We start from the raw sequence: 13,865 nt of genomic DNA, 5'->3' as shown, positions 1-13,865 counted from the left end.
ATCTCCAGCAAACGTGTCCCATGGAACGGACGGCGTCCGGGAATCTGCTCTCGGCCGTAAGCGAGCCAAATTTCTTGCAGCAACTTTTCGCGCGGCATACAGCAGATAAATCCGCTAGAGAGTTCGATGAATTTCTCTTCCGAGTGGTTCCGTGTTGCATCCCGCCTTTGTTGAGCTGGGTGGCAATGTTGATCTCGCTCACGTCGCGATCGCGATTCCGTCCAGGTGTTGCGTGGCGGTTCGCGTTAGGCGTACTTTTGGATCACTTCGGCGATCACCGCGGGATCGTCTTGTTCCTGCAGGTGCGTGATCTGGGCGGCGGGTAGACCGAGCTTCTCTAAGTGTCCCGCCAGGTTCTTCCAAACCTGTTCGCGTTTCTTGCCGGTCGTCAGATAGAGTTCGGTGACAAGTTCTTGAGACCGCTGCAGCGCGATTTGGTCGCGATTGCGGTAATAATTTTTGATGATCTTTTCTTGATGTCTGCTGTGTTGTTCAGCCATGCGAAGCACTCGTTTGTGGGGCGTCGAGGGTGATTTCGAAACGGCCTTGGGAATGTCCCAGCGGCGATTAAGTTAGTTGTCGTCCATTCGATCGGATGAATGTAGCCAAGGGGAATGCTAGCCCCGCGATTTTGGCTGCAGCGGTGTCGAGGGGGGCCGCTGGACCGATTCAATATCCAACAAAACGGCGGCTTCGGTAGACCGGAACCGGGTTGATGGTATATAAATGCTGAACAAACCAAAAATTGGCGTCGGGCTTATCATCGGCTCGCCGCAGTAACCCCATCCAATACCGCGGCGTCCGCCGCATTGTGAATCATCGAAATAGTACGAGCGAGCGGCTTGCAAAGCAAACGTTCCGCTTGGTTGTTGAGAGGTCTATGGCAAAGAACGAAGAAGCATTTGAAGTGGAAGGTACTGTAACTCAGGCCCTGGCGAATACGCGATTTCGCGTTCAGCTGGAAACTGGCAGCGAGGTTCTTGCGCATGTCGCTGGACGGATGCGGAAGCACTTTATCCGTATCGTGCCAGGCGACAAGGTCCGTGTGGAGCTGTCTCCATATGATTTGACCAAGGGCAGAATCGTCTATCGCGAGCGTTAATCGCTGGCCCCCCCCCCCGCGGCGGCGCAGGATGCTACGCCCGAACCCTTCCCACCGCCCGCCGCTTGGAAAATCCGCATCCGTCGTTTGTGATTGCGCCCACTTCCCCCAAACGCCAAACGGCAATCCGTCAAGGTTTGCCCGTATGCATGGCGTTTGGGGGTGGTGTGACGATTTGCGTTGCTGGGGATATCACCCTAAGCGGCCACGGTTGGCCTGCGCAGGTTCCCCGAAGTCTTGCTTCGAAGTCTAATTTGTGAAGGACATAAGATTGATGTTCAGCCTCTTTAATCATGGGATCGGGTGCGCCCGCCGGACGATCCTGGTCGGTCTGTTGTCGGTAGTCGCCGTGGCGTCGGCTGATGCCGTTGCTCCGCAAACCGATCCGGGACAAGGCGGAGTCAGCGAGGAACCGGTTGTCGTCGTCTCGTTGGCCAGTCTCGATGGCTTGTTGCGCGACGTGAACCATCTCTCGACGATCTCGGGGATGCCGCAAGCTGGCGCGATGCTGAACATCTACGTCGGCGCTTACAGCCAGGGAATCGATCGGGCCGAACCGTTGGGCGTGATCGTGCGAATGATCGATGGCGTTCCTGCACCGATGTTGTTCCTCGCGATCTCCGACGTCAAAGCGGTTCTGAAGCGGTTGGAGCCTCAGTTTGGCCCCGCCGATTCGTTGGACGATGGCACGCTGGTCATGCAAGCGGGGCCGAATTTGATCTACATCCGCGACCAGGGGGAATGGGCGTATGTCGCCAACGATCGGGCCGCGCTGACCGATTTGCCCGCCGATCCCAAATCGCTGCTGCAGGACATGCATCTGGATCACGACATCGGGATCCGTGCCAATCTGCAACAAATTCCCGAACCGATGCGGATGGGTTTGGTCGCTCAAATGCGTCAGGCGTTCGATGATGCTGTCAAACGGATGCAGGAGCGTGGCGAGGGAAATGTCCAACCCGCACCACCCAACGAAGCAGTCATCAAGCAGATGGAACTGCTGATGCGCGATTCGGAATACGTCACGATCGGGATTTCGATCGATGCGGAAAGCAATGAAATCTCCGTCGATGCCTCCGGAACCGCAATCGAAGGTTCTTCGCTGGCCCAGATGTACAACGATCGCAAGTCGGTTCCGACAGAGTTCGCCGGTTTGATTCGACCGACCGCAACCGCTTACACGCACGCCGCGGCCACGATGGGGGCTCAGGAACAAGAGGTCTCGCTGCAGTCGATCGATCAATCGCTGAAGCAGTTGCGAACTGTGATCGGCCAATACGTCGAGTTGTCCGACAGTGACAATGCCAAGATCGACGCCTATCTGCCTCGCGCCAAGGAACTGCTGACCGCCAATGTCGAGATGGGCAAACTGAACGGCGGTGCGGTTGTGATGACCGATCAAAACGAACTGCGCGTGCTCGTCGGCGGTGCGGTTACCGAAGGCAAGAAGATCGAACAGTTGGCCAAGGACATCCTGGGCGAATTCGACGGGAATCCCGACGCGCCGCAGTTTAAGTTCAACGACGGCAGCTATGCCGGCCTGACTTTGCATCACGGCAGCGTCGACCTGCCCGCGGGGAACAAAGAGCTGAACAAGATGTTCGGATCTTCGATTCCGTTGCTGATCGCAACCAGCGATGACCGAATCTACATCGGTGCTGGAAAAGATATCGATGCGTTGTTGAAAGAGACAGTCGATGGATCGTCCAATGCGGAGGTGAACCAATCGCAGGCGCTTTCGCAAGGAACGGTTTCGTTGCTGCCGGCACTGCAATACGCTTATTGGGTGAGCGAAAACTCGATCACCGATCTGCTGCTCAAGACGATGCAAAACAACCCCGAGCACGACAAGGTGCGGATCGTTCAGCCGATCGAACCCAACGGGCAGCGCGTGCGATTTTCGATCGACGATGGCGTTTTGCAAGTCATCGGCGCCGCCGCTCAAGCGGGCAAAGGGCGTCCAGAATTCTAGGCCGATAGCAATCGAGTTGTTAGTCTAGGGCGACTTTGATCTTTTCAGGTCGCCGGATTGTTGAAATTGCCGCAGTCGATGCGGCATCGGATAACCATGCCAGATGCGATTGCCGATGACACATCGGTAATATTCGTTCTGATTGTTGCAATCCAGAATCTTTCAGACACTCGTCGATTCGAGAGCTACAGACAATGTTGACTCTTCGTTCCAGCTACTGCTGGCTGTTGTTGATGGCCCCGATTGCTATCGTCGGGTGCGGTGGTCCAAGTCAGTCGGCGTTGGACAAGGCGAGCTCTGAAACCGCTGGCCTGGCCTCGTCTCGCAAGCTGGCAGAGATCAGCGTTCCGGAGGTCGATGTCGATGCGAACGATGAGGGCCACGTCGATTCCTACGACGTGCAACTCGCCCCATCCGAGTCGAAGCGTCCGACTTCGGCGCCCCAAGCCGAAGCTCCTGCCGCGGCGAAGGTGCCCCCCGCTGCATCGGTCGCGCTGAAGCCCGTCGCTCAGAAAACACCCGCCCCGGAGATCAAGGTTCCGCCAACGCTGTCACCTCCGACCGCGATCGAGCCTCCTGCGGCAATCCAAGCTCCGGCTGCGCTCCAGGCACCTGCCAAGAAGTCCGCGCCAACTCTTAAGCCGGCATCGCAAAGCGGCTTGCTGACGATTGGCGACCGCGCGCCCGAATTGGAAATCGACACCTGGTTCAAGGGACCTGAGGTCGGCAGTTTTGAGGACACCAAGGTCTATGTCGTCGAGTTTTGGGCGAGCTGGTGCGGCCCCTGCAAGATGAATATGCCTCACTTGAGCAAACTACAGCAGCAGTTGGGCGACAAGGTGCAGTTCATTGGGGTCAGCGACGAACCGGCACAGAAGATCACCAGTTTTTTCGAGACCGAAGCGGCGCCAGGCAAGACATGGGACGATGTCTTGCAGTACACGATCGCGGCGGACAGTAACAAATCGACCAAGCTGCGCTACATGCAAGCCGCGGGTGAACGGGGCATACCGTGTGCGTTTATCGTTGGCCGCGACGGGATGATCCAATGGATCGGCCATCCCGCTCAGATCGATCGCCCGTTGTCGGCGATCCTGGAGGGGGACTGGGACGTTGCGGCGGCGCGAACATCGCGTGAGAAAGCGAAACGCTACGAAATAGCGTTCACCGCGCTGCGAACACGAATGGGCGGTTGGATCAAAGACGAGGACTACGCGTCGGCGATCGGTGCTCTCGATGCGATGGCGGTAGAGTTTCCCGACCGGAATGAACCGTTGATGATCAAGCTGGAAGTGCTCCGCAAGGCGGGACAGTTTGCAGACACCTATCCGGTGATCGACCAATTGGTCCAACGCCAATGGGGCGATCCCAACATGCTGAGCCAGTTGGCGTGGTTGATCGCTGCGGAAACAAAAGGAGACGATCGCGATCTCGATCTGGCACTCAAGGCGGCGATGCGTTCGGTCGAACTGACCAATCAAAAAGCTCCGATCGCGTTGGATACCGTCGCTCGCGTTTACTTCGAGCAGGGGAACACCACCGAGGCTATCGCTTGGCAAACCAAGGCGACGGAATTGCCGGGCAAGTTCCAGGAAGAGATGGTCAAGACGCTCGAGATGTACCAGCAGGCGGCAAAGTAAGCCGTCGCGGAACGCGAAACGCGAGCGTCAGCGAGACGGTTAACCGATCAATTCGGGCATCGCCAGATGGTTGTCGACCAGGAAGTGCGGACGGCCCGCGAAATCGCGAACCATCGTGCTATGTGGGTTGATCCCCATGTTCTGATACAGCGTCGCGTGAACCTCGCCAAAGTGGATCGGCCGCGAATCGATCTCGCCTCCCAGGCGGTCGGTCGATCCGATCACTTGTCCGGTCTTCATGCCGCCGCCAGCTAACAATCCGCCGCCGACGCGCGGCCAGTGATCGCGGCCGCCATCTTTGTTGATCTTCGGTGTCCGGCCGAACTCGCCCCAAGCGACGACCGAGACATCGTCGGCCATGCCGCGATCGTGCAGGTCTTGGATCAGAGCGGAAAGTCCTTGGTCGAACCAAGGCAGATGGGTATCGCGCAGCTCGCTGAAGTTGCGGCTGTGAAAATCCCAGCGGCCGAAGTTCAGCGTGACCACGCGGGCTCCCGCTTCAACCAAGCGGCGAGCCATCAAGAAATGTTCGAGGTTCCGCGGCGCACCGTCGCCATATTTGGCAGGGCTCCCCTTGCCATACCGCTCGCGCGTCGCGGGATCTTCTTTCGATAGATCCAACGCATCGGCTAATCGTCCCGAGGACAAGATGTCCATCGCTTGGCCGTACATTTGATCGATCCCTTCCATCGTCCGCGACGCATCGGCATCGCGGCGGAAGCGATCGAACGACTGCAGCAATTGCTTGCGGTCGTTCATTCGGTCCAGCGTGATATCCGAAAGGACCATCGATTTCTCAGCTGGTCCGGAGGGGCGGAAGGCCGCGTTGCCGACGCCTAGGAAACCGGGCAGGCCGGGCGATCCGTAGGGAGGGTGACCCGCGTCGGGGGAGAGACCGACAAACGGCGGGACCGACGGATCCGCAGGGCCTTGCAGTTGAGAGATCGTCGATCCGATCGAGGGCCAGCCGCCGGGAGGTTGATTCTGAGTCGGTCGGCCGGTGTAGCAGATGAACGAATCGTGAGCCCCGTTGGGCGAACCGTAAACGCTCCGCAGCGGAACGCACTTGTCCATGATCTTGGCGATCCCCGGCATCAGTTCGCTGATCTGGATCCCCGGCACGTTGGTCGCCATCGGCCGCGATTCGCCTCGGATTTCCGACGGCGCATCCATCTTCAGGTCGTACATATCTTGGTGCGGGGGCGCGCCGACCATGTAGATCATGATGATCGATTTTTGCGATCCGCGAATTCCCGCGGCAGCTTCGGCTTGCAGCAGTTGGGGCAATGTCAGGCCGCCCATCCCGAGGGCTCCAATTTTCAAGACCTCTCGCCGCGAGATGCCGTCGCACAATTGAGTCGCTTTCTTGGCCGCAGAGTGGATCGACAACATAGCTATTCGTTCCGTGGGGCAGGTAGGTGGTTGGCAGTGCCAAAACAACCCGGATGGGGTGGCTGATGTTACCAAATTCGAGCTGCTCGTTCCAACAAACGGATCTTTATTTAAAAGGTTTCCACTTTTTGCGACGCCAGCGGCTCGAGGGTCTCGGATTGTAGGGAGGAATCGCTACCTCTATGACCCGACTTTCCCTTGAACAGATGGCTGCGGGGCTTCGGAATTCCAGCGATAGACGCTAAGATTGCTAGCCCAACCGAATCAAAACTCCCCGCCCCCTTCAAACCGAAAGCGAATTGTCTTGAAAGCCAACATTGTTCTGCTGCCAGGTGACGGCATTGGTCCCGAAATCGTTCTGCAAGGCCAACGCGTTCTCGATGCGATCGCAACAAAGTTCAATCACCAATTCACCTATCAATCCTGCCTGATCGGCGGAATCGCTATCGATCAGACCGGCGACCCGCTGCCCCAGCCGACGATCGATGCCTGCCTCGCGTCGGACGCGGTTTTGTTGGGAGCTGTCGGTGGCCCGAAGTGGGACGATCCATCGGCCAAGACGCGGCCCGAGGTTGGGTTGTTGAAGATCCGCAAAGAATTGGGTTTGTTCGCGAACCTGCGTCCGATCCAAACGTTTCCCGAATTGGTTGGCGCTTCGCCGCTGCGTCGCGAGATCATCGAAGGGACCGACATCCTGTTCTTCCGCGAACTGACCGGCGGAATTTACTTTGGCCCCTCCGGCCGCGAAACGATCGATGGCGTCGAGCATGCGATGGCGACGATGGTCTACAGCGTCCCTGAAGTCGAACGCGTCGTCCGCCTCGCTGCGGAAGCCGCTCGCGGTCGCGATGGTCGTTTGACAAGCGTCGACAAAGCCAACGTGTTGGAGCCGAGTCGTCTGTGGCGTCAAGTTGCCGAGCGCGTTGTCCGCGAAGAGTTCCCCGACGTGAAGTACGATGTCGTTTTGGTCGATGCGATGGCGATGCATTTGATCAGCCGTCCGAAGGACTTCGACGTTGTCGTCACCAGCAATATGTTTGGTGATATCTTGACCGACGAAGCTTCGATGCTGCCAGGATCGCTTGGCATGTTGCCATCGGCATCGATCGGTGCCGATGGACCTGGCCTGTACGAACCGATCCACGGATCGGCTCCCGACATCGCCGGCAAGGGTATCGCAAATCCATTGGCCACGATCCTCGCCTGTGCGATGTTGCTGCGTCACTCGCTGAAACTGGAAGACGAAGCTGCGGCGATCGAAGCTGCGGTTCGCAAGGTTTTGGCTGCCGGGCATCGGACTCCTGATATCGCCGCGGGCGAAGCTTCGATCGGCACCGAAGCGATGGGCGACGAAGTCCTCAAAGTCCTGGCGTAAGCCGCCGGATCGGCGCGATTTTCATGGTGTCAGCACGGAGAGTGCTGGCACCGAGGATGCGGTGCACAGTGCGCCTGGCCAGCCATGGCATCGACTGCGACAATGGATACGTGTCGCAAGCAAATCACAACACCCTCGGATAGCGAATCGTCACTCATGGAACTCCACGCAACCACGATCCTATCGGTCCGTCGAGGCAACAAAGTCGCGATGGGGGGCGATGGGCAAGTAACTTTAGGCACGACGGTGATGAAGTCGGATGCCTGCAAGGTGCGGCGGTTGAACGAAGGCCGCGTCTTATGTGGCTTCGCCGGCGGCGCAGCGGATGCCTTTGCTCTGCTGGAACGCTTTGAAGAGAAGATGCGGGACTATCCCGCCAACGTGCCTCACGCGGCGACCGAACTGGCCAAGGACTGGCGGATGGACCGGGCGCTGCGTCGGTTAGAGGCTTTGTTGGCGGTCGCCGACGGAAAACATTCGCTGTTGATCAGCGGCACCGGCGACGTGATCCAACCGACCGACGGCGTGATCGGGATCGGCTCGGGAGGGCACTACGCAATCGCAGCCGCTCGCGCATTGTTGGCTCATTCGGATCTGTCGGCGGCAGAGATCGTTCGCCGATCGATGGAGATCGCCGCGGATATCGATATCTACACCAATCGCAACATCGTTGTCGAAGAACTGGAGGCCGTATAGTGAGTGATTCGCACAACGTCGTCGATGCTTTGGGCAAGCTGACGCCAGCGGAGACCGTCAAGCAATTGGATCGCTATATCGTCGGCCAGCGGCAGGCCAAGCGAGCTGTCGCGGTGGCGCTGCGGAATCGCTGGCGACGACAGCAATTGAGCGAGGAGATGCAGGGCGAGATCGCTCCGAAGAACATCTTGATGATCGGGCCGACCGGAGTCGGGAAGACCGAGATCGCTCGCCGCTTGGCGCGGATGACCGGCGCTCCGTTTATCAAAGTCGAAGCGACGAAATATACCGAGGTCGGATATTACGGTCGCGATGTCGAGAGTATGGTTCGCGAGCTTGTCGAAAACGGTCTCGGCTTGGTCCGCGAAAAGTTCCAGGATCAGGTTCGCGAAGAGGCTGAGCAGCGGGTCGAGAACCGGTTGGTCGATCTGTTGGTGCCGGGATCGACTGAATTACCAAGCCTGTCGCAGGCGTTGGAGGAGTCCGCAACCGAAACCGCCGACGATGCCGAGCAACGGCTGCAGCGAACTCGCGACAAGATGCGGAAGATGCTGCAAGCGGGAACGCTGGAAGAACGCTTGGTCGAAGTAACGACTCAGTCCAAGTCGGCGCCGATGGTTGTCGGTGGGATGGGCATGGAGAACATGGACATCGACCTGCAGGGGATGTTCGAAAAGATCATGCCGCGTGGCTCGCAGAGCCGCGAGATGAAGGTCAACGAAGCCCGCCAGGTGTTGATGGAGCAAGAGACCGAAGCGCTGTTGGATCCCGAGGCGATGAATGCCGAAGCGATTCGGTTGGCTGAAGAACTGGGGATCATCTTTGTCGACGAGATCGACAAAGTGATCGCGACCGACGGCAAAAACGCTGATGTCTCGCGGCAGGGTGTGCAGCGCGATCTGTTGCCGATCGTCGAAGGGACCAGCGTGCAGACCCGGTACGGTTACGTTCGCACCGATCACATCCTGTTCATCGCCGCCGGAGCGTTCCATCGCGGCAAGCCGAGCGAATTGATGCCCGAACTGCAGGGCCGGTTTCCGATCCGCGTCGAACTGGATGAATTGACCGAACACGACTTCCTGCAGATCTTAACCGAGCCGAAGAATTCGCTGACGCGGCAATACGAAGCGCTCCTGGCGACCGAACAGGTAACGATCGAATTCCAGCAGGACGCTCTGGCTCAACTGGCTCGTTACGCGTTTAAGGTCAACCAATCGACGCAGAACATCGGTGCTCGCCGGCTGTACACGATCATGGAACGCTTGCTGGAAGAACTCAGCTTCGAAGCGCCCGAGTTGGGGAAGAGCTCCGTCAAGATCGACGCTGCTTATGTTGAACAGCGACTCAACGAAATCGCCGAAGACGAAGACCTCAGTAAATTCATCCTCTAGCCTTTCCTGCGCTCAGCATTCCTCTTGGCAGCCGCGATTTATAGGGCGCGCTGCCGCTTGAGATCGGGTTTGCTTTGGACGCCCGGTTTTGACAGAATCCTCCGACTGTGGGATGAGATCGATCCGTGGGGAAGGAATTGGGTGGCGAGGATGAAGAAGGGACATTGGCGCAGTTTGAGCAAAAACCGTCGGTTGGTTCTCGATGTCTGCGCGATTTCGCGGCGGATGCCATTGTTTCCGGCGGAACGGAATGTCGATCTTTCCCAAGTCGCCCAGGCTCGCAGCGAATCGCCATCGCGGGTCTCTTGGGCTGCGATCTTCACCAAAGCATTTGCTCTGGCCGCTGCCGATCAGCCTCAGCTGCGGCAGACCTATTATCGGCTCCCCTGGCCGCATCTATACGAACACAACCATTCGGTCGCTTCGATCGCGATGCACCGCTTCGACGGCGAAGAGGATCGGCTGTGCTGGGCTCGGATTCGCCGGGTCGAAGAGCTGACGCTGGCCGAGATCCAGAGACAGTTGGACGATTTTAAGAGCCAGCCGATCGAGGTCGCCTTCCGATCCCAACACCGTTTGTCGCGGATGCCGATGCCGATTCGACGGTTGGTGTGGGGGCTGGCTCTGAATTTCAGCGGCCGTTCGCGAGCCAAAGAGGTTGGCACGTTTTCGATGTCGTCGGTGGCTGGGCTGGGCACCTACAACCGGTTCCACCCCACGGTCCTCTCCAGCAGCCTCAGCTACGGCCCGATCGACGACGACGGCAACTGCCTTGTCACGCTGATCTGCGACCATCGCGTGATCGATGGCTATCGGGCCGGGATCTGCTTGCAACAGATCGAAGCGATGTTGGCCGGACCGATCGCCGAGGAGCTGCGGCAGATGGCCGAATCGGCTCCCTCCGCCGCACGGGCTGCATGATTTAGGAATTCGCCGCGGTTAAGCCGCCGCGCTTTCGCTTTTGCTAGCGACTGGCAAGCGGATGATAAACGCGGTGCCGCGGCCGACGGTACTCTCGACGCGAATCCGGCCACCATGCTCTTGAATGATATCGCGGCAGGCGGACAGCCCCAGCCCGGTTCCTCCCTTGCCCGACGCATCGGGCCCCGACTTGGTCGAGAAGAAGGGCTCAAAGATATTCGGCAGCTGGTCCTGTGGGATGCCTGAACCGCTGTCGCGAACCGTCAGCAGGACCTCGTTGGCTTCGGCGTTGGTCTTCAGCCCGATGCTGATCGTGCCCCCTTCGGGCATCGCTTGGCGGGCGTTGATGACCAGGTTCAACAGGACGCGTTGGATCTGGTTGCCGTTGGCTCGAGCGGCTGGCACGTCCTGCAGATCGGTTTCGACCGAGACGCGGTATTGTCGCAGTTCGCGTTCCAGCAGCATCAGCGAATCTTCGATGATGCTGGCCAGATCGGTCGGTTCAAAATCGTCGCTGCGGTTGCGAGCGGTCGCCAGGATGGTCTGTGAGATTTTTGCAGCCCGTTCGGCGGCGGCCAAGATCTTGGTGAGCGCCTTGTCACGAGTCGCTTCGTCTTTGTGACGGATCCCCAACTTGGCATAGTTCAGGATCGTCATCAGCACGTTGTTGAATTCGTGGGTGGCGGTGCCCGTCAATTCACCCAGCGACGCAAGTGCTTGCGACTGTTGCAACTGGTGCGTTAGATAAGCGATTTTTTCTTGGTCGGAGAGTGCGTGGTCCGTTTGAGTCGAAGTCACATCAACGTCCTTGTGGGTCAAATTTTGGGCAGGCGCGACTGGCTTAAAAGCGGGTACTGGCGACGGCATGTTTGAATTTATCGTCAAACTCTCTTGGAAAACTGTACGACCGACGTCTACAATCCCTACATCTTCCAAGGACGGGATAGCTTAACGAGAGCACGGATGACAAACGCAACGAACCAGTCGCCCCAATCGACGACACAATTCGCCCTGGATCGGTTAGGCAAAGCCATCGCAACGGCCAAGCGACTGGGCTTCGTCGTCCGCAGCGAATGGCTAGGCGGATCGGCCACCGGATGGTGCGAACTGGGAGGCAAACGGATCCTGTTCGTCGATCTTTCGCTGTCGGTTCACGAACAGTTGGAACAGGTCGAAGCAGCGATCGAAGCGTTGCAAGCCGAGCGGAATAAGACAGCTTAGCCCCGTCGAGCTGTCGCGTTTGCCGCACCGGTGGTTTACACCACCGGCAGCTCGTGTGCCGGCCTCCGGCCTGAGGAGGAGGTTGTTTGGGCTGTGTTCCGGTGGCTTACACCACCGGCAGTTCGTGTGCCGGCCTCCGGCCTTGGGAGGTTGTATGGGCTGTGTTCTGGTGGCTTGTACCGCTGGCGTTTCGTGTGTCGGCCTCCGGCCTTGAAGAGTGGCGCGGTTCGGATTAGTTTGCCCAGGCTGGTTGGGGTGCTGACATTTCGACGGTTTCGTCGTTCCCGGCTGGCGAGAACTGCAGCTTCCAGGCGTGCAGGCACATCGTGGGAGCGTCGACGGCGAGCGTTTGCGTTTCGCCTAGTTTGCCGTCGGTGAGATAGGCCGGGTCGCCGACGATCGGGAATCCGAGGTGCCACAGGTGAACGCGGATCTGGTTGGTGCGGCCTGTCAGCGGAGTGACTTGCAGCAGCGTTGTGCCGTCGTCCAATCGCTTCAGCACTTCAAACCGCGTCGCCGAGGCTTGGCCGGCTTCATCGATCGTTCGCAGGCCAGCTTGCGTTGGAACTGCAGAGATCGCTGCGTTGCACTCGAAGGAATCCCCGGTTGGATGCCCGTGCACGCGAGCCAGGTAGGTCTTCTTGACTTTCCCCGATTCGAACTGAGGTTGAATCTGCCGGGCGGCAGCTTTGGATCGCGAGAGGACGACAACGCCGCTGGTGTTGGCGTCCAAGCGGTGTGCGATCCGCAGTTGCTCCGGATGGTAGACCGTCTTCAAGATCGATGTCAGCGTGTTGCGATTGAATCGTCCCGAGGGATGCATCGGCAGCGGAGCCGGTTTGTTGGCGACGACGATCGCTGCGTCTTCGTACAAGATCTCGATCGCTGGATTCACGTCGGGTTCGATCTCCGCCGGGATCACGTGTTGGTACCGCTGACCGACGGCGACGGTCTGTTGTCCGTCGACAGGTTCGCCTTCCAAACGCAGCAGTCCCGCGTCGCAGCGCGCTTGCCAGACATCGCGTCCCACGTGCGGATGGGCTCGATCCAACAGGTCGATCAACGCCAGACCGTCACACTTTTCGGAAACGCAGATCGGGCGGATGTTATCTTGCGGCGTGCTGCCTGGAAGCGGATCGGTCGCGGCCAAGATCGCTTGATTGCGTTTCTGGCACTGGTCGATAATCTGTTGATCTTCGGGCTTGTAACAATGCGGACACGAGACACTGGGGACGTAGTGCGGCGATTGCTGTTCTTCGAGAGTCAGCGTGGCTTGGCAGGCGTAACAGAGTTCGGTGTCGGTCTCTTCCAAGTTAGGGGCGACGGCGACGCGTTGGTCGAAGACGAAACAGTCGCCTTGGTAATGAGCTCCACCAACCTCTTCGAAGTATTTGAGAATTCCACCTTCCAATTGGTAGACCTCTTTGAAACCCTCGCGTTGCATCAGCGGACCCGCTTTTTCGCAGCGAATTCCGCCGGTGCAGAACATCACCAACGGACGGTCCTTGGCCTCTTCGGGCAGCTTGGCGACCGCGTCGGGGAAATCGCGAAAGTGATCGACACCGATCGGCGTAGCGTTCTCGAACGTTCCCAGGGCGACTTCGTAGTCGTTGCGAACATCCAGCAGAGTCACCTCGCGTCCCTGGTCCAACCACTCTCGCAATTGCTTCGCCGGCAGCTTGGGACTGGTCCGATGGGCTGGGTCGATCCCATCGACACCAAACGCGATGATCTCGCGTTTCAGGCGGACGAGCGCTCGGTTGAACGGCTGGTGGTCGCTGAGGCTCTCTTTGAATTCCAGATCGGCGAATTCGGGGAAGCTGTGCAGCCGATCGATCATCGCGCGGACCGCGTCGGGTTCGCCCGCCAGGAATAGATTGATCCCTTCGGGGCTCAGCAGAATCGTCCCTTTGAGGCCCAGCGATTTCAGAGCGGCCAGCAACGTGGCTCGCAAATCGGGGAGATCCGAAAGCGCGACAAACTTATAAGCCGCGACGTTTAAGATCGATTGAGCGGGAACAGATGTGGTACTCATGGGCGTAACGCGTGTTGGTGACGCGACCCAGAGCGGCCGCGCCGGTTTTCAGGATGGGGATAGATTCCAACCGGCAACCGCCACGACCATGATGTCGAGGCCTTCCGGCAATTCGACATT

General features: G+C 58.7%; 12 protein-coding genes. 8 read left to right on the top strand and 4 right to left on the bottom strand.

Features of this window, described 5'->3' with window-relative positions; genetic code table 11:
* Positions 1 to 245: 245 nt before the first annotated feature.
* On the bottom strand, positions 246 to 500 hold the full coding sequence (locus tag EC9_RS20085) for a hypothetical protein (RefSeq protein WP_145122700.1): 255 nt from the start codon (positions 498 to 500) through the stop codon (positions 246 to 248).
* A gap of 380 nt (positions 501 to 880) precedes the next feature.
* On the opposite strand from EC9_RS20085, the gene infA reads away from it, so the two are divergent.
* From infA to EC9_RS20070, 3 genes are all read left to right on the top strand, one after another.
* Positions 881 to 1,102, top strand: a complete 222-nt coding sequence (gene infA / locus EC9_RS20080) for a translation initiation factor IF-1 (RefSeq protein WP_145098705.1) — start codon at positions 881 to 883, stop codon at positions 1,100 to 1,102.
* Between the two features lie 274 nt (positions 1,103 to 1,376).
* Positions 1,377 to 3,074, top strand: coding sequence for a hypothetical protein (locus EC9_RS20075; protein WP_145347917.1), 1,698 nt, complete (start codon positions 1,377 to 1,379; stop codon positions 3,072 to 3,074).
* Positions 3,075 to 3,268: 194 nt separating this feature from the next.
* Positions 3,269 to 4,714, top strand: a complete 1,446-nt coding sequence (locus tag EC9_RS20070) for a redoxin domain-containing protein (RefSeq protein WP_145347916.1) — start codon at positions 3,269 to 3,271, stop codon at positions 4,712 to 4,714.
* 39 nt (positions 4,715 to 4,753) lie between these two features.
* Here EC9_RS20070 and EC9_RS20065 read toward each other — a convergent pair whose 3' ends face one another.
* A complete protein-coding gene (locus EC9_RS20065) occupies positions 4,754 to 6,106 on the bottom strand; it encodes a DUF1501 domain-containing protein (protein WP_145347915.1) in 1,353 nt (450 codons plus the stop codon).
* 304 nt (positions 6,107 to 6,410) lie between these two features.
* Between EC9_RS20065 and leuB the strand changes: the two genes are divergently transcribed.
* The 4 genes from leuB to EC9_RS20045 all read left to right on the top strand — a co-directional run bounded on the left by leuB (position 6,411) and on the right by EC9_RS20045 (position 10,489).
* On the top strand, positions 6,411 to 7,481 hold the full coding sequence (leuB, locus tag EC9_RS20060) for a 3-isopropylmalate dehydrogenase (RefSeq protein WP_145347914.1): 1,071 nt from the start codon (positions 6,411 to 6,413) through the stop codon (positions 7,479 to 7,481).
* A 156-nt stretch (positions 7,482 to 7,637) separates the two neighbouring features.
* Complete coding sequence (gene hslV, locus EC9_RS20055) at positions 7,638 to 8,177, top strand: ATP-dependent protease subunit HslV (RefSeq protein ID WP_145347913.1); 540 nt, start codon at positions 7,638 to 7,640, stop codon at positions 8,175 to 8,177.
* Complete coding sequence (gene hslU / locus EC9_RS20050; protein WP_246105790.1) at positions 8,177 to 9,568, top strand: ATP-dependent protease ATPase subunit HslU; 1,392 nt, start codon at positions 8,177 to 8,179, stop codon at positions 9,566 to 9,568. Before hslV ends, hslU begins: the two co-directional genes overlap by 1 nt.
* 150 nt (positions 9,569 to 9,718) lie before the next feature.
* On the top strand, positions 9,719 to 10,489 hold the full coding sequence (locus EC9_RS20045; RefSeq protein WP_145347912.1) for a hypothetical protein: 771 nt from the start codon (positions 9,719 to 9,721) through the stop codon (positions 10,487 to 10,489).
* Between the two features lie 18 nt (positions 10,490 to 10,507).
* Here EC9_RS20045 and EC9_RS20040 read toward each other — a convergent pair whose 3' ends face one another.
* Positions 10,508 to 11,287 (bottom strand): sensor histidine kinase, encoded by a 780-nt coding sequence (locus EC9_RS20040; protein ID WP_391556708.1) that lies wholly within the window; start codon positions 11,285 to 11,287, stop codon positions 10,508 to 10,510.
* Between the two features lie 165 nt (positions 11,288 to 11,452).
* Between EC9_RS20040 and EC9_RS20035 the strand changes: the two genes are divergently transcribed.
* The gene (locus EC9_RS20035; RefSeq protein WP_145347911.1) at positions 11,453 to 11,710 is read left to right on the top strand and encodes a hypothetical protein; all 258 of its coding nucleotides are present in this window, start codon (positions 11,453 to 11,455) and stop codon (positions 11,708 to 11,710) included.
* Positions 11,711 to 11,942: 232 nt separating this feature from the next.
* Here the strand turns inward: EC9_RS20035 and EC9_RS20030 are convergent, their stop codons facing one another.
* Positions 11,943 to 13,745: a sulfurtransferase gene (locus EC9_RS20030; protein WP_145347910.1), complete on the bottom strand. Its 1,803-nt coding sequence runs from the start codon at positions 13,743 to 13,745 to the stop codon at positions 11,943 to 11,945.
* Positions 13,746 to 13,865 lie beyond the last annotated feature (120 nt).

The organism is Rosistilla ulvae (genome assembly GCF_007741475.1).
In the GTDB taxonomy this organism is placed as follows: domain Bacteria; phylum Planctomycetota; class Planctomycetia; order Pirellulales; family Pirellulaceae; genus Rosistilla; species Rosistilla ulvae.
The sequence above is the reverse complement of the archived record's forward strand: the minus strand, read 5'-3'. Positions and strand labels throughout refer to the sequence as shown.